A 21,868-nucleotide genomic window follows, 5' to 3' on the forward strand; every position below is an offset into this window, starting at 1 on the left:
TCCTCTTATTGAATACGAGCACCGCAAGCGCTGCGGCGCTGTTCAAGAATTCTGCCCGGCCAGCCTGCACTTTCGGCCCGAGGCACCCGCCACCCTAAACCAGCGGCCGGGTTTGTTTCAATATATTTGACATAAGCTGGCCATACGGCCTTGCGGTGTTCATTTTAATAAACATAGACTTTGGCCCATTCCAGCCCACGCGCCGTCATTAGCGGAGAAAACAACAATGAACATCCAGAACGTCGTCGACATCAGCCTCGCCAGCAGCGAAGCCGAGCGTTATCGCCCGGACCCGGCGAAGGTGCTCAAGGGCGATCCTGAGCAGGCGGTGTTTCATCAATACGACAGCCCTTGTGGGCAAATGGGCGTGGGTGTGTGGGAAGGCGCGGTGGGTCAGTGGACGGTGAATTACACCGAGCATGAGTACTGCGAGATTCTGCAGGGGGTTTCGGTATTGCGTGACAGCGATGGCAATGCCAAGACCTTGCGCGCTGGTGATCGCTTCGTGATTCCGGCGGGGTTTCGCGGCACCTGGGAAGTGCTGGAGGCTTGCCGCAAGGTTTATGTGATCTTTGAACAGAAGGCTTGAGATGTTTGCTGGCTGATCGGCCCTCATCGCTGGCAAGCCAGCTCCCACAGGTTTTGTGCATGACACAGGTTCTGTGAAGACCGGCAATCAATGTGGGAGCTGGCTTGCCAGCGATAAGGCCCAACCGGTCACCGCAGAATCCACGGCAAACAAAAAAGGCCCGTATCTCACGATACGGGCCTTTTTCGCAGTCAGGAAAAATCAATTACTTGATTTTGCCTTCCTTGTACATCACGTGCTTGCGAACAACCGGATCATATTTCTTGATCTCGATTTTGTCCGGGGTAGTACGCTTGTTCTTGTCGGTAGTGTAGAAGTGACCAGTACCGGCGCTCGAGATCAAACGAATCAATTCACGCATGATTAGCTCCCTTAAATCTTGCCATCGCGGCGAAGTTCGGCGAGCACGACAGTGATGCCACGCTTGTCGATGATACGCATGCCTTTGGCAGATACGCGCAGACGCACAAAACGTTTCTCTTCTTCAACCCAGAAGCGGTGATGCTGCAGGTTCGGCAGGAAACGACGACGGGTTTTGTTGTTTGCGTGGGAAATGTTATTCCCAGTCACCGGACCCTTACCGGTAACTTGACATACTCTCGACATGCCTCAGCCCTCTAAAACCACATGCCCAACCCGGCATGGGTTGGCCGCTTAATCTCTCAGTCATTTGGCGCCAGGCGCCGCGTTTCTTTAGAGGTCTTACCGGCTACACCTACAGTGAAGGAACCGGGCCCCTAGAAAAGAGCGCTGCTTTATACCAGAAAGACCGGGGTGCAACAACAATCGGTGTGCAATCAATCGGCAAAAGGGCGATTTTTTCCGCCGCAGACGCCTTGGACAAAGGCTGCGGCCAGTTTTGACCACTCGTCGCAGAAATCCCGCCCTGCAGCCGATTCAGACTTTTCATCTGGCTCCCCACGCTCGAAACCGCTCAAGAGTGCGCCTGAAAATGCAAAAAGGGTATAGTCATTTGCAATTCAGAGCTCTAGGGTAGGACTTTTCCAGACTGCACTTGCAGATGGGCCTTCGATCTGTAAAGGAAACCGACCATGCGCCTCGCTGCCCTACCCCTATTGCTCGCCCCGCTCCTGCTGAGCCCCCTTGCCCAGGCTGCCGCGTTGAGCGTGTGCACCGAGGCCAGCCCTGAAGGGTTCGACGTGGTGCAGTACAACTCGCTGACCACCACCAATGCTTCGGCTGACGTACTGATGAACCGCTTGGTGGATTTCGACACCGCCAGCGGCAAGGTCATCCCGAGCCTGGCCGACAGCTGGGAAGTCAGCACCGACGGCCTCACCTATGTGTTCAAACTGCACCCGCAGGTGAAATTTCACACAACCGATTACTTCAAGCCGAGCCGCGAGCTGAGTGCCGAAGACGTCAAATTCAGCTTCGACCGCATGCTCGACCCGGCCAACCCGTGGCACAAAGTCGCCCAGAGCGGCTTCCCCCATGCGCAGTCGATGCAACTGCCGAACCTGATCAAGAAGATCGACGCCCTCGACCCGCTGACCGTGCGTTTTACCCTCGACCATCCGGATTCGACCTTCCTCGCGACGCTGAGCATGGGTTTCGCCTCGATCTATTCCGCCGAATATGCCGACAAACTGATGAAGGCTGGCGCGACCGACAAACTCAACAGCCAGCCGATCGGCACCGGCCCGTTCGTGTTCAATCGCTTTCAGAAAGACGCGGCGATTCGCTACAAGGCCAATCCGGACTATTTCCGTGGCAAGCCTGCGGTCGACCCGTTGATCTTCGCCATCACGCCGGACGCCAACGTGCGCCTGCAAAAACTGCGACGCAATGAATGCCAGATCGCCCTGTCGCCAAAACCACTGGACGTACAGGCTGCGCTGAAGGAGCCGACGCTGAAAGTCGAAAAGACTGACGCTTTCATGACCGCTTTCGTGGGCATCAACAGCCAGCATCCGCCACTGGACAAACCGGAAGTGCGCCAGGCGATCAACCTCGCTTTCGACAAGGCCAACTACATCAAAGCCGTGTTCGAAGACACCGCCGAAGCGGCCAACGGCCCGTACCCGCCGAACACTTGGAGCTATGCCAAGAACCTGCCGGGCTATCCGCACGACGTGGCCAAGGCCAAGGCGCTGCTGGCCAAGGCCGGCTTGAAGGATGGCTTCCAGACCACAATCTGGACGCGTCCATCAGGCAGCCTGCTCAACCCGAACCCAAGTCTCGGCGCGCAGATGTTGCAGTCGGATCTGGCCGAGATCGGCATCCAGGCGGAGATCCGCGTGATCGAGTGGGGCGAACTGATTCGCCGCGCCAAGGCCGGCGAACACGACCTGCTGTTCATGGGCTGGGCCGGCGACAACGGCGACCCGGACAACTTCCTCACCCCGCAGTTTTCCTGCGCGGCGGTGAAATCCGGGACCAACTTCGCGCGGTACTGCAACGCCGATCTGGACAAGCTGATCAGCGCCGGCAAGACCACCAGCGAGCAAGGCGTGCGCACCAAGCTGTATGAACAGGCACAGGCACAGATCCAGCAGCAGGCGTTGTGGCTGCCACTGGCGCACCCGACGGCCTACGCTTTGACGCGCAAGGATGTTCAGGGTTATTCCGTCAGCCCGTTCGGCCGGCAGGATTATTCCAAGACCAGCCTCAAGCCCTAAGCGGCAAGCGGCAAGCGGCAAGCGGCAAGCTAGAGCACTCCACGCACGGCTCCAGCTTGCCGCTTGCAGCTAGAGGCTTGCCGCTGCTCTTTTACATCCAGCCACACTCCGCCATCGACAGCGGTTCGCCGTCTCCGACGATGAAGTGATCGAGCACTCGCACGTCAATCAGCTCCAGCGCTTTCTGCAGGCGCTTGGTCAGCAGCCGATCGGCCTGACTCGGATCGGTGTTGCCGGACGGATGGTTGTGACACAGGATCACCGCTGCGGCGTTATTGGCCAGCGCGCGCTTCACCACCTCCCGAGGATGCACGCTGGTGTTGTCGATCGAGCCGCGAAACAGCGCCTCGAAATTCAGCACCTGATGCTTTGAATCGAGAAACAGGCAGCCGAACACCTCGTGCGGCTCGTGCCGCAGCATCGCCTTGAGGTAATCGCGGACGACCTGTGGGTTCTCCAGTGCCGGCTTCTGTCGTGAGCGCTCGGCCAGATGGCGCTTGCTCATTTCCTGCGCGGCTTGCAGCTGGGCGAACTTGGCGGGGCCGAGACCCATTTGTTTGCTGAATGCGTCCTGATCGGCCTCAAGCAGCAAACGCAGGCCACCGAATTGCGTCAGCAGATGTCTGGCAAGGTCGACTGCGCTTTTTCCGGGCAATCCGGTGCGCAGAAAAATCGCCAACAACTCAGCGTCCGAAAGACTCCCTGCGCCGTGTTCCAACAGCCTTTCCCGCGGCCGTTCCGCCGCCGGCCAATCGCGAATACTCATAGCACCTCCTTGTCTGTGGGCGCCGCTGTTCCGTAGCGGTCGCTGTGATATCGTAGCCCATCTTTTTGGCGGTCGATTCAACCCTGGGGAGGGGCATCGCGCCGCAGTCATCAACGAAATGAAAGGCAGACCTATGCAGCGGCTGTATCGGAAACGCATCGTTCTGGGCGTCGGCGGCGGCATTGCGGCCTACAAGAGCGCCGATCTGGTTCGCCGCCTGATCGACCAGGGTGCCGAAGTGCGCGTGGTCATGACCCATGGCGGCGCCGAATTCATTACCCCGCTGACCATGCAGGCCCTGTCGGGCCACCCGGTTCACCTCGACTTGCTCGACCCTGCCGCCGAAGCCGCCATGGGCCATATCGAGCTGGCGAAATGGGCCGATCTGGTACTGATCGCCCCGGCCACCGCCGACCTGATCGCCCGTCTGGCCCAAGGCATTGCCAACGATCTGCTGACCACGCTGGTGCTGGCCACCGACGCCGTGGTTGCTGTCGCGCCAGCAATGAATCAGGCGATGTGGCGCGACCCGGCGACCCAGGCCAACCTGCAACTGTTGGAGAGCCGTGGCCTGAAGACTTTCGGCCCGGCCTCGGGCAGCCAGGCCTGCGGCGACGTCGGCATGGGCCGCATGATGGAAGCCACCGATCTGGCACTGCTCGCCGCCGATTGCTTCCAGCGCCAGGCCCTGACCGGCAAGCATGTGGTGATCACCGCCGGCCCGACTCAGGAAAACATCGACCCGGTGCGCTACATCACCAACCACAGCTCGGGAAAAATGGGTTTTGCCCTCGCCGAAGCAGCCGTGGAAGCCGGCGCCCGTGTCACTTTGATCAGCGGCCCGGTGCACTTGCCGACGCCTGATCGCGTGACGCGGATCGATGTGGTCAGCGCCCGCGACATGCTCGCCGCCTGCGAATCGGCCATGCCTTGCGACGTGTTCATCTCGTCGGCAGCGGTGGCGGACTACCGCCCGGAAGTAGTAGCTCCGCATAAACTCAAGAAAGATCCTACGAGCGGTGACGGCTTCGTCCTGCAAATGGTGCGCAACCCGGACATCCTGGCCACCATCGCGACCCGTCCCGACCGTCCGTTCAGTGTCGGCTTCGCCGCCGAAACCGAACACCTGCTCGACTACGCTGCACGCAAGCTGAAGGACAAGAATCTCGATCTGATCGTCGCCAACGACGTCGCCAACCCGAGCATCGGTTTCAACAGCGAAGAAAACGCCTGCAGCGTCATCGACCGTGAGCTGCACGCCACGGTTTTCGCCCAGACCAGCAAGAGCAAGATCGCTCGTCAACTGGTCACTTTTATCGCCGAACGTCTGAACCAGGTTTAATTTACATGCACGCTTTGCAAGCCAAGATCCTCGATCCACGCATCGGCACCGAATTCCCGCTGCCGCAATACGCCACTTCGGGCTCCGCCGGCCTCGACCTGCGCGCCATGCTGGAACAGGACATCGTGATCAAACCGGGTGAAACCGTGCTGATCCCCACCGGCCTGTCGGTGTACATCGGTGACCCGAATCTCGCCGCACTGATCCTGCCGCGCTCGGGCATGGGCCACAAACATGGCATCGTGCTGGGCAATCTGGTCGGCCTGATCGACTCCGATTACCAGGGCCCGCTGATGGTCTCCTGCTGGAACCGCGGCCAGAGCGACTTCACCATGACTGTCGGCGAACGTCTGGCGCAATTGGTGCTCGTGCCGGTGGTGCAGGCGCATTTCGAAATGGTTGAAGAGTTTGTCGAGACCGAGCGCGGTACCGGTGGTTTTGGCCATACCGGCACCAAATAACCGGATAAAAATTATTGTGGTGAGGGGGTTTATCCCCTCACCACAAAAAATGCGCTACATCGGCAGCAGGTTTTAACACCGTAAATCAAGGTTTTGCCGGCCGAAAGCCACGCCAGCCGGGGCGTAATGGCCCTTTCATAGCACGAACTCTCTGTGGAAAACGCCGTCATACCCTTCAGTTTGAGCCTGCCGTCGAACATTTCGCCGGTCTGTCCCGCCCTTTTCGAGATGGAGCATGTCCACAGATGAGCACCCCCGCCAAGATCGCCCCGAAGCTGCCTGACAGCATTTTCCGCGCCTATGACATTCGTGGCACCGTGCCGGAATTCCTCAACGGCGAAACCGCCTACTGGATCGGCCGTGCCATCGGCTCGCAGAGCCTGGCCCAGAGCGAACCGAATGTGTCGGTCGGTCGCGACGGTCGCCTGTCCGGCCCGGAGCTGGTCGCGGAACTCATTCGCGGCATCGCCGAGAGCGGTTGCCACGTCAGCGATGTCGGCCTGGTGCCAACGCCAGCGCTGTATTACGCCGCCAACGTGCTGGCGGGCAAGTCCGGGGTGATGCTCACCGGTAGCCACAATCCGTCGAACTACAACGGTTTCAAAATCGTCATCGCCGGCGACACCCTCGCCAACGAGCAGATTCAGGTGCTGCACGAACGCATCAAGAACAACGACCTGAGCACTGGCCAGGGCAGCGTCACCCAGGTCGAAATCCTCGACCGCTACAACACCGAAATCGTCCAGGACATCAAACTGGCCCGTCGCCTGAAAGTCGTGGTCGACTGCGGCAACGGCGCGGCCGGCGTGATCGCCCCGCAACTGATCGAAGCGCTGAACTGCGAAGTCATCCCGCTGTTCTGCGAAGTCGACGGCAACTTCCCTAACCATCACCCGGATCCGGGCAAACCGGAAAACCTTGTCGACCTGATCGCCAAGGTCAAGGAAACCAACGCCGATATCGGCCTGGCCTTCGACGGTGACGGCGACCGCGTCGGCGTGGTGACCAACACCGGCAGTATCGTCTACCCGGATCGTCTGCTGATGCTGTTCGCTCGCGACGTAGTGGCGCGCAACCCGGACGCGGAAATCATCTTCGACGTCAAATGCACTCGCCGTTTGGTGCCGCTGATCAAGGAATACGGCGGTCGGCCGCTAATGTGGAAGACCGGTCACTCGTTGATCAAAAAGAAAATGAAACAATCCGGCGCGCTGTTGGCCGGCGAAATGAGCGGGCACATCTTCTTCAAGGAGCGCTGGTTCGGTTTTGACGACGGCATCTACAGCGCCGCACGTCTGCTGGAGATCCTCAGCAAGGAAAAATCCACCGCGGAAGAGCTGTTTGCGACCTTCCCGAACGATATTTCCACGCCGGAAATCAATATCCATGTGACCGAAGAGAGCAAATTCAGCATCATTGATGCACTGCACGATGCTCAGTGGGGCGAAGGCGCCGACCTGACCACCATCGACGGCGTGCGGGTTGATTACGCCAAAGGCTGGGGCCTGGTGCGCGCGTCCAACACCACACCGGTGCTGGTGCTGCGCTTCGAGGCCGATGACGAGGCTGAATTGCAGCGCATCAAGGATGTGTTCCACGCCCAACTGAAACGCGTTGCACCTGATCTCCAACTACCGTTCTGATCCACCCGGAGCCCTGAATGACCCTCGAACGCGAAGCCGCCGCCAACACTGCCAAGGTCCTGTCCGAAGCGCTGCCTTACATCCGACGCTATGTCGGCAAGACCCTGGTGATCAAATACGGCGGCAACGCGATGGAAAGCGAGGAGCTGAAAACCGGCTTCGCCCGCGACATCGTGCTGATGAAAGCCGTGGGCATCAACCCGGTGGTCGTGCACGGTGGCGGCCCGCAGATCGGTGATCTGCTCAAGCGCCTGTCGATCGAAAGCCATTTCGTCGACGGCATGCGCGTCACCGACGCGGCGACCATGGACGTGGTGGAAATGGTCCTTGGCGGTCAGGTCAACAAAAGCATCGTCAACCTGATCAACCGCCATGGCGGCAGCGCTATCGGCCTGACCGGTAAGGATGCCGGGCTGATTCGCGCGAAGAAGCTCACCGTCTCCCGTCAGACCCCGGAGATGACCCAGCCGGAAATCATCGACATCGGCCACGTTGGCGAAGTCGTCGGCATCAATACCGAGCTGCTGAACCTGCTGGTCAAAGGCAACTTCATCCCGGTCATCGCACCGATTGGCGTCGGTGAGAACGGTGAGTCGTACAACATCAACGCCGACCTGGTGGCGGGCAAGGTTGCCGAAGCGCTGAAAGCTGAAAAGCTGATGCTGCTGACCAACATTGCCGGCCTGATGGACAAGTCGGGCACCGTGTTGACCGGCCTGAGCACGCAGCAGGTCGACGACCTGATCGCCGATGGCACGATCTACGGCGGTATGCTGCCGAAGATCCGCTGCGCACTGGAAGCGGTTCAGGGTGGCGTAGGTAGTTCGTTGATCATCGACGGTCGTGTGCCGAACGCGATCCTGCTGGAAATCTTCACTGATACCGGTGTGGGCACGCTGATCAGTAATCGCAAGCGTCCTTGATGGCTGATCGCTGAAAGCAAAAGATCGCAGCCTTCGGCAGCTCCTACAGGGATTTCGCACACGCGAGAATCCGCTTTTGTAGGAACTGACGAAGGCTGCGATCTTTTTATGCGCGCAGGAAAAGCCTGACTCCACACAGCGAAACGTCCGACATCCCTTCAGAATAAATCTCCCTAGGATCTTCCTCTCATCCAACGGAGATCCTCCCATGCAAAAAAACAGCGTTCCTTACGGCAGTGACATTTCGGCTGGCACTTACGCCTGCGTGGACTGCGGCCGAGAATATTCAGCCCCTTCGCAGACTTCGATGCCGCCCTGCCCTGACTTCACCGAAGCCTCTCACCCACTCAAGGGCTGGAAAGTGCTCAGCGGCCAAGGAGATGCACCCCAGGATCCCTATCCAGCCGCCAGCGACAAATAACCGGAGCGGCGCCTCATGCAGATCTCGTTCACGATCGACGCCGACGCTTTCGAGCAGGAACAGAAGGAACCGGTGAAAAAGACCTTGCGCATCGGCGACGCTGAAATCGCCCATGCGCTGGAGCGCATCGCCAAGGCCAGCCTGACCGAATACCTGAAAATGCTGGTCGAGGGCGGCATGCCCAGCCGGGCCGACGAAGCCAAGCAAGATCGCCTGCTGTATCTGATTCAGAGTTACTTCGGGCAAACCCTGCCGACCGAATCGCAGATCTCGACGATCTTTCAGCTGACCCAGAGCCAAAGCAAAACCCTGTTGAAAAACACCGTTTCGCGTTTTCGCAACCAGCTCGACGACATCCTGCAGCACAGCATGCGCGCAGTAATCCAGTCCGCCGAGCATGCGCAAAACGTGTTTCTGGTGGTGATCAGCTCGGACGTGATCCGCGATGAATTGAACATGCTCATCACCCAGAACGAGCCGACCTTCAAACCCATCACCAAACGCAAGGGCAGCGCCGGGCAGTTCGAGATCAGCGAAGATTCCCACGCATTGCTCTGTGCAACGCTGGGTCTGAATGCCGTTCAGTGACATCGTCGCGGTCAGTGGCTTGCTGCTGACCCTGACCACGTTCATGTTCAATCTGGCGTGGCCGGCGCTCAATGAAGCGCTGGCTGAGGATGAATTTCAAAAAGGTTCGCAGGGCCGCAAGCGCAGTCGAGACAAGGTGATGGCTGCTTTCTACTGGCGAGCATTGCCATTGACGTGCGCTTTCGTGGCGCTGTTTTACGTTAACTTGCCGGCAGCAGTCGGGATCATGCGCAGCAGCACGCTGGACCTTTGGGATTTCGATGTGGATCGCACGTTATACGTGATGGTGGTGGTTGCGCTGCTGGTGTTTGCGCTAGTGAACGCTGCATTGGCGCTGAGACTGCTGATGAAATGGCGAAATCTGCGTTGATCGCCAACAAAAAAAGACCCGGTTCAGCCTGCCTGAACCGGGTCTTTTTTCTGTGGGAGCGAGCCTGCTCGCGAACGCCTAATGTGCCTCACATCGCTGACAGGTGACGGCCATTCGCGAGCAGGCTCGCTCCCATATTGGTCACACGCCAAACTGCGCGCGGTACGCTTCCACGGCTGGCAAATGCTGTTTGAGCTGCGGATCGTCGGCGAGGAACTCCAGCACCTGATTCAGCGAGACAATGCTGATCACCGGGATGCCGAAGTCGCGCTCGACTTCCTGGATTGCCGACAACTCGCCGTTGCCACGCTCCTGACGGTTCAGTGCGATCAGCACACCGGCGGCCTTGGCGCCGTCCTGGGAAGCGATGATCTGCATCACTTCACGAATCGCGGTGCCGGCGGTGATTACGTCGTCGATGATCAAGACTTCGCCAGTCAGCGGTGCGCCAACCAGGCTGCCGCCCTCGCCGTGGGCCTTGGCTTCCTTGCGGTTGAAGCACCATGGCAGGTCACGGTCGTGATGTTCGGCCAGCGCAACGGCGGTCGTGGCCGCCAGCGGAATGCCTTTATAAGCCGGGCCAAACAGGACGTCGAAGGAGATGCCGCTCTCGGCGATGGCGGCGGCGTAGAAACGCCCCAGCTGCGCCAGGGCCGAACCCGAGTTGAACAGGCCGGCGTTGAAGAAGTAGGGACTGGTGCGCCCGGACTTCAGGGTGAACTCACCGAAGCGCAAAACGCCGCGATCGATGGCAAAACGAATGAAATCGCGCTGATACGCTTGCATGAAAAAAACCCCAAATACCACGGATTTAGCTAATTAGCTTGACGCCGTGTATCATACACGCACGCGATTTTTGGGGCCATTTATGCGGATCATCAGTGTGAACGTCAATGGTATTCAGGCGGCAGTCGAGCGCGGTTTGCTCAGTTGGCTGCAAGCCCAGAATGCCGACGTCATCTGCCTGCAGGACACCCGTGCCTCCGCCTTTGAACTGGATGACCCAGCCTTCCAACTGGATGGCTACTTCCTTTATGCCTGCGATGCTGAAGTCCCTGCCCAAGGCGGCGTGGCTTTGTATTCGCGGTTGCAACCGAAGGCTGTCATCAGCGGTCTCGGTTTCGAGACGGCCGACCGCTACGGGCGCTACCTGCAAGCAGATTTCGACAAAGTCAGTATTGCCACCTTGCTGTTTCCTTCGGGGATGAACGGCGATGAGGACTTGAACCAGAAGTTCAAGCTCATGGACGATTTCGGCAAGTACCTGGACAAACAGCGACGCAAACGTCGCGAGTACATTTATTGTGGCTCGCTGTACGTTGCGCAGCAGAAACTCGACATCAAGAACTGGCGCGACAGCCAGCAATCTCCAGGCTTCCTGGCGCCGGAACGCGCCTGGATGGACGAGATTGTCGGCAACATGGGCTATGTCGATGCGCTGCGCGAAGTCAGCCGCGAAGGCGACCAGTACAGCTGGTGGCCGGATAACGAACAGGCCGAGATGCTCAATCTGGGCTGGCGTTTCGATTACCAGATCCTGACCCCGGGCCTGCGTCGCTCGGTGCGCAGTGCACGCCTGCCGCGTCAGCCACGGTTCTCGCAGCACGCGCCGCTGATCGTCGACTACGACTGGACGCTGACCATCTAAGCGTCCTCGCAGCCAAAAAAAATGCCCGCATCGTGAGATGCGGGCATTTTTTATGCGCCATGCTTTCTAGACGGCAGCGAAGAATGGCAAGGCCAGGTACAGCTTGATCACGATGACGTTAACGATATCGATGAAGAACGCTCCTACCATCGGCACTACCAGAAACGCGATCTGCGATGGCCCATAGCGCTGCGTCACCGCTTGCATGTTGGCAATCGCTGTCGGCGTGGCGCCCAGACCGAAGCCGCAATGTCCCGCAGCCAGCACTGCGGCATCGTAGTTGCTGCCCATCACCCGGAACGTCACGAAAATCGCGAACAGAGCCATGACCAGCGCCTGCACGGCCAGGATGATGAAGATCGGCAATGCCAGCGCCGCCAGATCCCAAAGCTTCAGCGACATCAAAGCGATTGCCAGAAACAGCGAGAGGCTGACATTGCCGAGCACGGAAACTTCGCGCTCGAATACCTGATACAAGCCAAGCGCTGACAGACTGTTGCGCAACACCACACCCACAAACAGCACGCAAACAAACGTCGGCAGTTCGAATGCAGTGCCGTGCAGCACTCCATTCAACATGTTGCCTGCGAGCAGGCTGACGGCAATAAGCGCCAGCGTCTCGACGAACGAAAACGGCGTGATCGAACGTTCCTTGTTCGGCTGTTCAAAACCTCTTGGCAGTCGAGGCGCTTGCTGGGGACTGCAGCCCGGCACTTCCACGCGCTTGATCAGCAACCGCGCGACGGGCCCACCGATCAGCCCACCGAGCACCAGACCGAACGTCGCTGAGGCCAGCGCCAGCTCTGAAGCCGAGGCCAGGCCATATTTCTCGCTGAATACCGCGCCCCATGCGGCGCCAGTACCGTGGCCGCCGGCCAATGTGATCGAACCCGTCAGCAAGCCCATCAAAGGATCGAGTCCGAGCAAGGTTGCCAATCCGATGCCCATGGCGTTCTGCACCACCAGCAAGCCAATGACCGCCAACAGGAAGATGCCGACGATGCGCCCGCCCTTTTTCAGGCTGGCAAGGTCGGCACTCAAGCCAATCGTGGCAAAGAACGCCAACATCAACGGTGTTTGCAATGATGTATCGAAGCGGACTTCAATATCGAAAGTGCGCAATATCAACAAGAGCAAGGCAACCACCAGGCCGCCCGCTACCGGTTCAGGAATATTGTAACTTCGCAGAAAGCCGACACGCGTAACAAGCCCGCGTCCGAGCAGTAGTACTAAAGAAGCGGCCACGAGCGTGCCGTAGAAATCGAGCTCAATCATGTGGATTATTCTTGGCTAAGTATTCACGAGGCGAGCGTTTACCTGGGCTCGACGGGTGAACCGGCTGATTTTATCAACACTGATTACTGGGGAATTCAAGCGCCATCGATGGCTTGAACATATCGGAATGTTTCAACCGAAACATTACATCGGGCAACTTTAACAACCAGCTCGCGCCAATAACAAGAACGAGAATAAGCACGCGGTCGATCAGTTGTGACCAAAGATGTAATAGAGAAATATCAGCAAATAAATGCCAAACCGCACATCGACAACAGACTAGTCCTACAACAAAAAACAATTATTGAGTTGCACAAATAAAAATACCCCGATAAGCCGGGGCATTTCCATATAGCGATACAACAGACTGTTACTTGATCAGTCGCCAAGTGAACGGATATCTGTATGGGAAACCTTCGTTGGCTTTGACCCCTGCAATGATCGTCAGGACCAGTGCCGCGATTGCCAGCAAGCCAAAGAGGAAGAAACCGATGATCAGCAGCATGAGCAGGAAGCAGATCATTGAGGCTATCGCCACCGTGATCTGAAAATTCAGTGCTTCTTTGCCCTGTGCATCGATGAACGGGTCCTTCTCGCGCTTCATCTGCCAAAGGATCAGCGGCCCGATCAGATTGCCGAACGGAATCCAGATCCCCAGCAAGGCGGACAAGTGACAGAACATCGCCCACTGGCGAACCTCCTGGCTCGGTTTGGGCAGCAACTCTTGCTCGTCACTCATCACGTCCTCCTTGTGGTCAAAATCTCAGTCGGCCAGCGCAGCCTTCTGCAATTCGAAGATTTCGTTCATGCCCTGCTTGGCCAGTTCCAGCATGGCATTGAGCTCATCAGGCTGGAACGGCGCGCCTTCAGCGGTGCCCTGCACTTCGATGAAGCCGCCGGTGCTGGTCATCACCACGTTCAGGTCGGTTTCAGCTGCAGAATCTTCAAGATAGTCCAGATCCAGCACCGGCTCGCCCTGGTACATGCCGACCGAGACCGCACCGATCATCTGCTTGAGCGGGTCACCGCCTTTCAGGCCGCCGCGCTTCTTGATCACTTTCAAGGCATCGACCAGCGCAACCATGGCGCCGGTGATGGACGCGGTGCGAGTACCGCCATCGGCCTGGATCACGTCGCAATCGACGTACAGGGTCACGTCGCCGAGCTTGGACATGTCCAGCGCTGCGCGCAGAGAGCGGCCGATCAGGCGCTGGATTTCCAGAGTACGACCGCCCTGCTTGCCACGACTGGCTTCACGCTGGTTACGCTCGCCGGTGGCGCGTGGCAGCATGCCGTACTCGGCAGTCAACCAGCCCTGACCCTGGCCTTTGAGGAAGCGCGGTACGCCGTTTTCGACGCTGACGGTGCAAATGACTTTGGTATCACCGAATTCGACCAGTACGGATCCCTCGGCGTGTTTGGTGTAGTTGCGGGTGATGCGGATCGAGCGGAGCTGATCGGCAGCGCGACCACTTGGACGTTTCATAGGGATACCTGTACTGAGGACGGAAAACTGCCGAGCATTATAGAGCGCTGCACCGCGAGTGGGCACTGGTTAAAACCGCCGGCCGACGACCGAAGCCCCTCAAGCGCGCATAACCGACGGGCTGCAGCGCTTTGTCACACCGTGTGTTTGGGCGCATTCGCCGCACTGCGCTACAATCCTGCGCCTTTGCTGCCAGTCGGCTTAAATTCATTGAAATCGCGCCTGCGAAACAGCGTTTCGCGCCGATCTGCATTGCGAGGTCACCGCCATGGTGCACAGCATGACCGCCTTCGCCCGCGTCGAGAAAGCCGGCGTTCAGGGCACCCTGAGCTGGGAACTGCGCTCGGTCAACAGCCGCTATCTGGAACCGCACCTGCGCTTGCCCGAATCGTTCCGCGATCTCGAAGGCGCCGTGCGTGAAGCGCTGCGTCAGGGCCTGTCGCGGGGCAAACTGGAATGCACGCTGCGCTTCACCGAAGAAAGCACCGGCAAACCGCTGCAAGTGGACCGCGAGCGCGCCGCGCAACTGGTGGCCGCTGCGGAAACCGTGGCCGGGCTGATCAAGAATCCCGCCGCGCTGAATCCGCTGGAAGTGCTGGCCTGGCCCGGCGTGCTGGTGGCCGATGCGACCGACCCGCAAGCGCTGAACGCCGAAGCGCTGGCGCTGTTCAACCAGGGCTTGAAGGATCTGAAGGCTGGCCGCGAGCGCGAAGGCGCGGAGCTGGCTCGCTTGATCAACGACCGCCTGACGTCCATCGAAGAAGACGTGGTGACCCTGCGAGAACTGGTGCCGCAGATGCTCGCCACCCAGCGCCAGAAGGTCCTCGACCGCTTCGCCGACATGAAGGCCGAGCTCGACCCGCAGCGCCTGGAACAGGAAATGGTCATCCTCGCGCAAAAAAGCGACGTGGCCGAAGAACTGGATCGCCTGAGCACTCACATCATCGAAGTTCGCCGGGTGCTCAAGTCCGGTGGTGCCGCCGGGCGGCGTCTGGACTTCCTGATGCAGGAGCTCAACCGCGAGGCCAACACACTGGGCTCCAAAGCCTTCGACCCGCGCAGCACCCAGGCCGCCGTCAACCTCAAGGTGTTGATCGAGCAGATGCGCGAACAAGTGCAGAATATTGAGTAAGGCTACCCTGACATGACCCAACACACCGGCACCCTGTACATCATTTCCGCGCCGTCGGGCGCGGGCAAGAGCAGTCTGGTCAAGGCGTTGACCGACGCCGATCCGGAGATTCGCGTTTCCGTTTCGCACACCACCCGCGCCATGCGCCCGGGCGAAGTGGATGGCGTGAACTACCACTTCGTGACCCGCGAAGAGTTCGTGAAGATGGGCGAGCACGGCGACTTCCTTGAACGCGCCGAAGTCTTCGGCAACTTCTACGGCACCTCGCAAAGCCGCCTGCAGCAAACCCTGGACGAAGGTCACGACCTGATTCTGGAAATCGACTGGCAAGGCGCCGAGCAAGTGCGCAAGCTGATGCCGCAAGCGCGCTCGATCTTCATCCTGCCGCCATCGCTGCAAGCCCTGCACCAGCGCCTGACCAACCGTGGCCAGGACAGCGACGAGATCATCGACGGCCGCATGCGCGAAGCGGTCAGCGAGATGAGCCATTACGTCGATTACGATTACCTGATCATCAACGACGATTTCGCCCATGCGCTGGACGATCTGAAAGCGATTTTCCGCGCCAATCAGCTGCAACAGAAACGCCAGCAAGTGCGTTTCGGCAAATTGCTGGCTGAATTGCTCGGCTGAAACAGCACTTCCCAAAATGCCTGCAAGCGCTTTACATTGGTGCTTGCAGCGCGTTGAAGGGTCTGGTCAAAAAATCAGCGCTTCCCTAATCGCTGGTGATTTTTTAAACTGCTTAGTCCGCTCGCCCAACCGGGCAGCGCGCATATTGCATTCGCTCCGAGGAATACCATGGCCCGCGTAACCGTTGAAGACTGCCTAGAACACGTGGAAAACCGCTTTGAGCTGGTCATGCTCTCTACCAAGCGTGCCCGTCAACTGGCCACCGGCGGCAAAGAGCCATTGGTGCAGTGGGAAAACGACAAGCCGACTGTTGTCGCGCTGCGTGAAATTGCTGAAGGCCTGATGAGCTACGAGTTCATCGCCGAGCAGGAAATCGTCCAGGATGAACCGCTGTTCGCAGCGTTCGAGGACGAGTCGAACGAGGCCGTCTAAGCCTATGCCTGGTCGACGTAGCACGGCGCGGGGTCACAGCTTTCGGCAGGAATCATCATGCCGAGCATAGACGCCCTCGCCGATCGCTTATCGACCTACCTCGGCAACGACCAGGTCAACCTGGTCCGCCGAGCGTATTTCTACGCCGAACAAGCCCATGACGGTCAACGCCGTCGCAGCGGCGAGGCGTATGTCACGCATCCTCTTGCCGTGGCCAATATTCTTGCCGACATGCACATGGACCATCAGAGCCTGATGGCCGCGATGCTGCATGACGTGATCGAAGACACCGGTATCGCCAAGGAAGCGCTGCAAGCGCAGTTTGGTGAAACCGTGGCCGAACTGGTCGACGGGGTCAGCAAACTGACCCAGATGAATTTCGAGACCAAGGCCGAAGCCCAGGCGGAAAACTTCCAGAAAATGGCCATGGCCATGGCGCGCGACATTCGCGTGATCCTGGTCAAGCTCGCCGACCGCCTGCACAACATGCGCACGCTGGAAGTGCTGTCCGGCGAAAAACGCCGGCGCATCGCCAAGGAAACCCTCGAGATCTACGCGCCCATTGCCAACCGCCTGGGTATGCACGCGATCCGCATCGAGTTCGAAGACCTCGGCTTCAAGGCCATGCACCCGATGCGTTCCGCGCGGATCTACCAGGCGGTCAAACGCGCCCGGGGCAACCGCAAGGAAATCGTCAACAAGATCGAAGAGTCCCTTGGCCATTGCCTCGCCATCGACGGCATCCAGGGCGAAGTCAGCGGTCGGCAGAAACACCTCTACGGCATCTACAAGAAAATGCGCGGCAAGCGTCGGGCCTTCAACGAGATCATGGACGTCTACGCGTTCCGGATCATCGTCGACAAGGTCGATACCTGCTACCGCGTGCTGGGTGCTGTGCATAATTTGTACAAACCGTTGCCAGGGCGTTTCAAGGATTACATCGCGATTCCCAAGGCCAACGGCTACCAGTCGCTGCATACCACGCTGTTCGGCATGCACGGTGTACCGATCGAGATCCAGATCCGCACCCGCGAAATGGAAGAGATGGCCAACAACGGCATCGCCGCCCATTGGCTGTACAAATCCAGCGGCGACGAGCAGCCCAAAGGCACGCACGCACGCGCTCGCCAGTGGGTCAAAGGCGTGCTGGAAATGCAGCAACGCGCCGGCAACTCGCTGGAATTCATCGAGAGCGTGAAGATCGACCTGTTCCCGGACGAGGTCTACGTATTCACGCCAAAAGGCCGGATCATGGAGCTGCCGAAAGGCTCCACGGCAGTCGACTTTGCCTACGCGGTACACACCGACGTCGGCAACAGCTGTATCGCCTGCCGCATCAACCGTCGTCTCGCGCCGCTGTCCGAACCGCTGCAAAGCGGCTCCACGGTCGAGATCGTCAGCGCCCCCGGCGCACGGCCGAACCCGGCGTGGCTCAACTTTGTGGTTACCGGCAAGGCACGCACGCACATTCGTCATGCGCTGAAGCTACAACGCCGCTCCGAGTCCATCAGCCTCGGCGAACGCCTGCTGAACAAGGTGCTCAACGGTTTCGACAGCTCGCTGGAGAAGATCCCGGCAGAGCGCGTCAAGGCAATGCTTACCGAGTACCGCCTCGAACTGATCGAAGACCTGCTCGAAGACATTGGCCTGGGCAACCGCATGGCCTACGTGGTCGCCCGCCGCCTGCTTGGCGAAGGCGAGCAGCTGCCGAGCCCGGAAGGTCCGCTGGCAATTCGCGGTACCGAAGGCCTGGTGCTCAGCTACGCCAAGTGCTGCACGCCGATCCCGGGCGACCCGATTGTCGGGCACCTGTCGGCAGGCAAAGGCATGGTCGTGCACCTGGACAACTGCCGCAACATCAGCGAAATCAGGCACAACCCGGAAAAATGCATCCAGCTCTCGTGGGCCAAGGATGTCACCGGCGAATTCAACGTCGAGCTGCGGGTCGAGCTGGAACATCAGCGTGGCCTGATCGCCCTGCTGGCCAGCAGCGTCAACGCGGCCGACGGCAACATCGAGAAAATCAGCATGGACGAACGCGATGGTCGCATCAGCGTCGTGCAGTTGGTGGTCAGCGTTCACGACCGTGTGCACCTGGCCCGCGTGATCAAGAAACTGCGCGCTTTGACCGGGGTGATCCGCATCACCCGCATGCGTGCATAACCTGCCTATTACAAGGAGTCCTACATGACCAAAACCGTCATCACCAGCGACAAGGCCCCGGCCGCCATCGGCACTTACTCCCAGGCGATCAAGGCAGGCAACACCGTTTACATGTCGGGCCAGATTCCTCTGGACCCGAAAACCATGGAACTGGTCGAAGGCTTCGAAGCCCAGACCGTCCAGGTCTTCGAGAACCTCAAAGCCGTGGCCGAAGCCGCCGGCGGTTCGTTCAAGGACATCGTCAAACTGAACATCTTCCTCACCGACCTGAGCCACTTCGCCAAGGTCAACGAGATCATGGGCAAGTACTTCGACCAGCCATACCCTGCCCGCGCCGCCATTGGCGTGGCCGCCCTGCCGAAGGGTGCGCAGGTTGAAATGGATGCCATTCTGGTCATCGAGTGATGCGCACGGCGCGGCCTCCACGCCGCGCCGACTGCCGCAAGAAAAGGTTTTGAAAGGATTCCACCATGCGCAAAGCGCTAGCTCTCTCGCTGCTCGCCCTGTTTCTCGGCGGCTGCGCCAGCGACCCTGCCGACCGTGACATCAGCGGCACCTGGATCAATCAGGTGGCAATCGATGCCGCCGCCAAGGGCGGCCCCCTGCGTGAAGCGCTGCAGGCTTACGGCCCGAATCTGGAATGGGACGTCAACACCAAGGCCGGTCAGGCCCGCTACACCAACGGTTTTGAGAACGTCGAAGGACGGCTGCTGGGCGAAGAGTCCGGCGCCTGGAAAGTCGACTTCTATGGCAGCTCCGCCAGCGAACTGAAACGCGACGGTGGACGTTTGCAGCAAGCTGCCAGTGACAACGAACCCGAACAAGTTTTCGATCGCGCACAGATCCCGGTGCCGGAAGGCGCGCCAATCGGTGCAAGCTTCGAACGCGCTCTGTATTCAGCGTATTTGGGCGGCAACTGGACCATCGCCAGCGGCCAGGGTGAAGGCGGCACTGTGCAGTTCCAGGCAGACGGCCAGGTGACCGGCCTGCCGGGCGTTGATCGTTATGCCTTGTGCCTGGCGGGCGATTGCGCATCGATGAGCAATGGCAACGACAGCATGTGGCTGCAACTCAATGGCCAGGGCAACAACTGGATCTTTGTGCGCAAGGGCAAGGAGCTTGAGATTTTGCAAGCAGTCAACGCTGCGCTAGCGGATGAGCAACCGCAGTTCGCCGCGGGTGAGCGCAAGTGGTTGCTGGAAAAGCAGTAACCTGCCTCCGAAATCTCAGAAGATCAAATGTGGGGGCGAGCCTGCTCGCGAACGCGGTGGGTCAGTCAAACTGATAATGACTGACATACCGCATTCGCGAGCAGGCTCGCTCCCACAGTGGTTTTTGTGTTGCTGGAAATTCAGCACTTACCTTCAAGGATCGCTGCATAGCCTTCGCGGTAGCTGGGATATTTCGGCACCCACCCCAACGCTTTCGCCCGCGCATTACTGCAACGTTTGCTGCCAGTGCGCCGCACGCTGGCGTCTTCGGCCCATTCAGTCACACCCAGGTACTCGCGCAACCAGCCCACCACTTCGGCCAACGGCGCTGGCGCGTCATCCACACCGATATAGAGCTGGTCCAGCTTGACGCCCTCGCGGTCTTTTTCCAGCAAGAACGCCAGCAGCCCCGCTGCATCATCGGCATGAATACGATTGCCATACAGCGGCGGCTCGACTGCCACGCGATAGCCGCGACGCACCTGGGTCAGCAGCCACTCGCGCCCCGGACCGTAAATGCCGGTCAGGCGCAGCACGCTAGCCGGGATGCCGCTATTGAGCGCGACCTGCTCGGCTTCGAGCATCAAGCGACCTGAATATCCGGCCGCGACCGTCTCGGAGGTCTCATCCACCCATTCTCCGTCCTGCTGGCCGTACACGCTGCTGCTGGACACGAAGATCAGTCGCTCGGGCACTTGCCCATAGTCGTTCAGCCAGCTCAGCACGTTCTGCAAGCCTTGCACGTAGGCCTTGCGATAGCCCTCTTCGTCGTGATCGGTGGCCGCAGCGCAATACACCAGATAATCGACAGCACCTACCGGCCAGGTCGCCGGGCATTCTTCGTTGAACAGATCGCCGGCGACGCCGATGACACCCTCCGGCAGCTTGGAAACGTCGCGGCGCAGGCCATGGACTTGCCAGCCAGCCGCCAGCAGTTGCGTGGCCAGACGACTGCCGACATCACCACAACCGGCAATCAAAACAGAAGGCGCGGACATCAGAAAACTCCCATCAGAAAGGCACAGACTAGCTCTGGCACAGGACGAACGGCTAGCAATGAAGGAAAAAAAGTTACTCTATTACTTTTGTTAACAAGAATTACTTGCAATAATGCATGCCACTTTTGTTCTCGGCCTCACGAGGCCTGGAAGAGCAACAACGTTTTTCTATCTCAGGTCCGGCCAGCATGACACGTAATCAAACTCCCGCTTCGCCAACCACTCGACCTCGCGCCTGGAGCGCTGTCGCGGCTCTGTTGCTCAGCCTGATGCTGGCACCGACCGCCGCCTTCGCCGACGCTCAAGCGCCCGCCACCCCAGCCGCCACCGAGCAGAGCGCAACCGCTGCCCCTCCGGCTGCACCGGCCGCCACCGATCCGGTGCAGGCTGTCGACGCGGCCGACGCACCTGAAGCCCTCGAAGCCGACAACACCTTGGGCATGGCCCACGACCTGTCGCCGTGGGGCATGTATCAGAACGCCGACATCATCGTGAAAATAGTGATGATCGGTCTGGCCATCGCATCGATCATCACCTGGACTATCTGGATCGCCAAAGGCTTCGAGCTGATGGGCGCCAAGCGTCGTCTGCGTGGCGAAATCGCCGCACTGAAAAAAGCCACCACACTCAAGGAAGCCAGCGCCACCGCTGGTAAAGAAGGCACTCTCGCCAACCTGCTGGTGCACGACGCGCTCGAAGAGATGCGCCTGTCGGTCAACAGCCGTGAGAAAGAGGGTATCAAGGAACGCGTCAGCTTCCGCCTTGAGCGCCTCGTAGCGGCCTGCGGTCGCAACATGAGCAGCGGCACCGGCGTCCTCGCCACCATCGGTTCGACCGCACCGTTCGTAGGTCTCTTCGGTACCGTGTGGGGCATCATGAACTCGTTCATCGGCATCGCCAAAACCCAGACCACCAACCTCGCCGTTGTCGCACCGGGTATCGCTGAAGCCCTGCTGGCCACTGCACTGGGTCTGGTTGCGGCGATTCCTGCGGTAGTGATCTACAACGTCTTCGCCCGCTCCATCGCCGGTTACAAGGCGCAGGTCTCCGATGCCTCGGCAGAAGTCCTGCTGCTGGTCAGCCGCGATCTCGACCACCAGCCTGAGCGCAGCTCGCAGCCGCACATGGTTAAAGTGGGGTAATCG

General features: G+C 59.4%; 23 protein-coding genes and 1 pseudogene. 16 read left to right on the forward strand and 8 right to left on the reverse strand.

What is annotated here, in order from left to right:
• Window positions 1-226 precede the first annotated feature (226 nt).
• Window positions 227-589 carry a cupin domain-containing protein gene (locus ACYSTU_RS06120; protein WP_262136594.1) on the forward strand — a complete coding sequence of 121 codons (363 nt, stop codon included), beginning with the start codon at window positions 227-229 and terminating at the stop codon, window positions 587-589.
• Window positions 590-794: 205 nt separating this feature from the next.
• On the opposite strand, the gene rpmG is transcribed toward ACYSTU_RS06120, so the two are convergent.
• Together rpmG and rpmB are read right to left on the reverse strand one after the other, a co-directional pair.
• Window positions 795-950: a 50S ribosomal protein L33 gene (gene rpmG / locus ACYSTU_RS06125; RefSeq protein ID WP_016772554.1), complete on the reverse strand. Its 156-nt coding sequence runs from the start codon at window positions 948-950 to the stop codon at window positions 795-797.
• Between the two features lie 11 nt (window positions 951-961).
• Window positions 962-1,195, reverse strand: coding sequence for a 50S ribosomal protein L28 (rpmB, locus tag ACYSTU_RS06130; RefSeq protein ID WP_007920377.1), 234 nt, complete (start codon window positions 1,193-1,195; stop codon window positions 962-964).
• A gap of 446 nt (window positions 1,196-1,641) precedes the next feature.
• Here rpmB and ACYSTU_RS06135 point away from each other — a divergent pair, with 446 nt between their 5' ends.
• Window positions 1,642-3,231: an ABC transporter substrate-binding protein gene (locus ACYSTU_RS06135; protein WP_498996811.1), complete on the forward strand. Its 1,590-nt coding sequence runs from the start codon at window positions 1,642-1,644 to the stop codon at window positions 3,229-3,231.
• 91 nt (window positions 3,232-3,322) lie between these two features.
• On the opposite strand, the gene radC is transcribed toward ACYSTU_RS06135, so the two are convergent.
• Window positions 3,323-3,997, reverse strand: a complete 675-nt coding sequence (radC, locus tag ACYSTU_RS06140) for a RadC family protein (RefSeq protein WP_016772552.1) — start codon at window positions 3,995-3,997, stop codon at window positions 3,323-3,325.
• Between the two features lie 133 nt (window positions 3,998-4,130).
• Here radC and coaBC point away from each other — a divergent pair, with 133 nt between their 5' ends.
• The 6 genes and pseudogenes from coaBC to ACYSTU_RS06170 all read left to right on the forward strand — a co-directional run bounded on the left by coaBC (window position 4,131) and on the right by ACYSTU_RS06170 (window position 9,745).
• Window positions 4,131-5,339: a bifunctional phosphopantothenoylcysteine decarboxylase/phosphopantothenate--cysteine ligase CoaBC gene (gene coaBC / locus ACYSTU_RS06145; RefSeq protein WP_016772551.1), complete on the forward strand. Its 1,209-nt coding sequence runs from the start codon at window positions 4,131-4,133 to the stop codon at window positions 5,337-5,339.
• Between the two features lie 5 nt (window positions 5,340-5,344).
• Complete coding sequence (gene dut / locus ACYSTU_RS06150; protein ID WP_498996814.1) at window positions 5,345-5,800, forward strand: dUTP diphosphatase; 456 nt, start codon at window positions 5,345-5,347, stop codon at window positions 5,798-5,800.
• 239 nt (window positions 5,801-6,039) lie between these two features.
• Window positions 6,040-7,443 (forward strand): annotated as a pseudogene (locus ACYSTU_RS06155) (phosphomannomutase/phosphoglucomutase); the annotation flags it as partial.
• A 17-nt stretch (window positions 7,444-7,460) separates the two neighbouring features.
• Entirely contained in the window at window positions 7,461-8,366 is a 906-nt protein-coding gene (argB, locus tag ACYSTU_RS06160) for an acetylglutamate kinase (RefSeq protein ID WP_016772548.1), read from the forward strand.
• A gap of 436 nt (window positions 8,367-8,802) precedes the next feature.
• Complete coding sequence (locus tag ACYSTU_RS06165; RefSeq protein WP_016772546.1) at window positions 8,803-9,375, forward strand: hypothetical protein; 573 nt, start codon at window positions 8,803-8,805, stop codon at window positions 9,373-9,375.
• Window positions 9,362-9,745, forward strand: coding sequence for a hypothetical protein (locus ACYSTU_RS06170; RefSeq protein ID WP_016772545.1), 384 nt, complete (start codon window positions 9,362-9,364; stop codon window positions 9,743-9,745). Before ACYSTU_RS06165 ends, ACYSTU_RS06170 begins: the two co-directional genes overlap by 14 nt.
• Window positions 9,746-9,886: 141 nt before the next feature.
• Here the strand turns inward: ACYSTU_RS06170 and pyrE are convergent, their stop codons facing one another.
• Window positions 9,887-10,531 carry an orotate phosphoribosyltransferase gene (gene pyrE, locus ACYSTU_RS06175; RefSeq protein ID WP_027616815.1) on the reverse strand — a complete coding sequence of 215 codons (645 nt, stop codon included), beginning with the start codon at window positions 10,529-10,531 and terminating at the stop codon, window positions 9,887-9,889.
• 82 nt (window positions 10,532-10,613) lie between these two features.
• On the opposite strand from pyrE, the gene crc reads away from it, so the two are divergent.
• Entirely contained in the window at window positions 10,614-11,393 is a 780-nt protein-coding gene (crc, locus tag ACYSTU_RS06180; protein ID WP_016772543.1) for a catabolite repression control protein Crc, read from the forward strand.
• 66 nt (window positions 11,394-11,459) lie between these two features.
• Here crc and gltS read toward each other — a convergent pair whose 3' ends face one another.
• The 3 genes from gltS to rph form a co-directional block, all read right to left on the reverse strand.
• Entirely contained in the window at window positions 11,460-12,668 is a 1,209-nt protein-coding gene (gltS, locus tag ACYSTU_RS06185) for a sodium/glutamate symporter (protein WP_498996821.1), read from the reverse strand.
• 370 nt (window positions 12,669-13,038) lie between these two features.
• On the reverse strand, window positions 13,039-13,407 hold the full coding sequence (locus ACYSTU_RS06190) for a DUF4870 domain-containing protein (RefSeq protein ID WP_016772541.1): 369 nt from the start codon (window positions 13,405-13,407) through the stop codon (window positions 13,039-13,041).
• Window positions 13,408-13,431: 24 nt separating this feature from the next.
• Entirely contained in the window at window positions 13,432-14,154 is a 723-nt protein-coding gene (rph, locus tag ACYSTU_RS06195) for a ribonuclease PH (protein ID WP_024014799.1), read from the reverse strand.
• Window positions 14,155-14,422: 268 nt separating this feature from the next.
• Between rph and ACYSTU_RS06200 the strand changes: the two genes are divergently transcribed.
• The 6 genes from ACYSTU_RS06200 (at window position 14,423) to ACYSTU_RS06225 (ending at window position 19,725) form a co-directional block, all read left to right on the forward strand.
• Window positions 14,423-15,286: a YicC/YloC family endoribonuclease gene (locus ACYSTU_RS06200; RefSeq protein WP_016770639.1), complete on the forward strand. Its 864-nt coding sequence runs from the start codon at window positions 14,423-14,425 to the stop codon at window positions 15,284-15,286.
• A 12-nt stretch (window positions 15,287-15,298) separates the two neighbouring features.
• Window positions 15,299-15,919, forward strand: coding sequence for a guanylate kinase (gmk, locus tag ACYSTU_RS06205; protein ID WP_039757364.1), 621 nt, complete (start codon window positions 15,299-15,301; stop codon window positions 15,917-15,919).
• Between the two features lie 168 nt (window positions 15,920-16,087).
• Complete coding sequence (gene rpoZ, locus ACYSTU_RS06210) at window positions 16,088-16,351, forward strand: DNA-directed RNA polymerase subunit omega (protein WP_008030604.1); 264 nt, start codon at window positions 16,088-16,090, stop codon at window positions 16,349-16,351.
• A 57-nt stretch (window positions 16,352-16,408) separates the two neighbouring features.
• A complete protein-coding gene (gene spoT / locus ACYSTU_RS06215) occupies window positions 16,409-18,514 on the forward strand; it encodes a bifunctional GTP diphosphokinase/guanosine-3',5'-bis pyrophosphate 3'-pyrophosphohydrolase (RefSeq protein ID WP_007920338.1) in 2,106 nt (701 codons plus the stop codon).
• Window positions 18,515-18,538: 24 nt separating this feature from the next.
• On the forward strand, window positions 18,539-18,919 hold the full coding sequence (locus tag ACYSTU_RS06220; RefSeq protein WP_014340863.1) for a RidA family protein: 381 nt from the start codon (window positions 18,539-18,541) through the stop codon (window positions 18,917-18,919).
• Between the two features lie 65 nt (window positions 18,920-18,984).
• Window positions 18,985-19,725 carry a hypothetical protein gene (locus ACYSTU_RS06225; protein ID WP_024014801.1) on the forward strand — a complete coding sequence of 247 codons (741 nt, stop codon included), beginning with the start codon at window positions 18,985-18,987 and terminating at the stop codon, window positions 19,723-19,725.
• 140 nt (window positions 19,726-19,865) lie between these two features.
• Here ACYSTU_RS06225 and ACYSTU_RS06230 read toward each other — a convergent pair whose 3' ends face one another.
• Window positions 19,866-20,723, reverse strand: a complete 858-nt coding sequence (locus ACYSTU_RS06230; RefSeq protein WP_498996832.1) for an SDR family oxidoreductase — start codon at window positions 20,721-20,723, stop codon at window positions 19,866-19,868.
• Between the two features lie 188 nt (window positions 20,724-20,911).
• On the opposite strand from ACYSTU_RS06230, the gene exbB reads away from it, so the two are divergent.
• Window positions 20,912-21,865 (forward strand): tonB-system energizer ExbB, encoded by a 954-nt coding sequence (gene exbB / locus ACYSTU_RS06235; protein WP_136493187.1) that lies wholly within the window; start codon window positions 20,912-20,914, stop codon window positions 21,863-21,865.
• Window positions 21,866-21,868 lie beyond the last annotated feature (3 nt).

The sequence above is a fragment of the Pseudomonas glycinis genome, assembly GCF_054871425.1.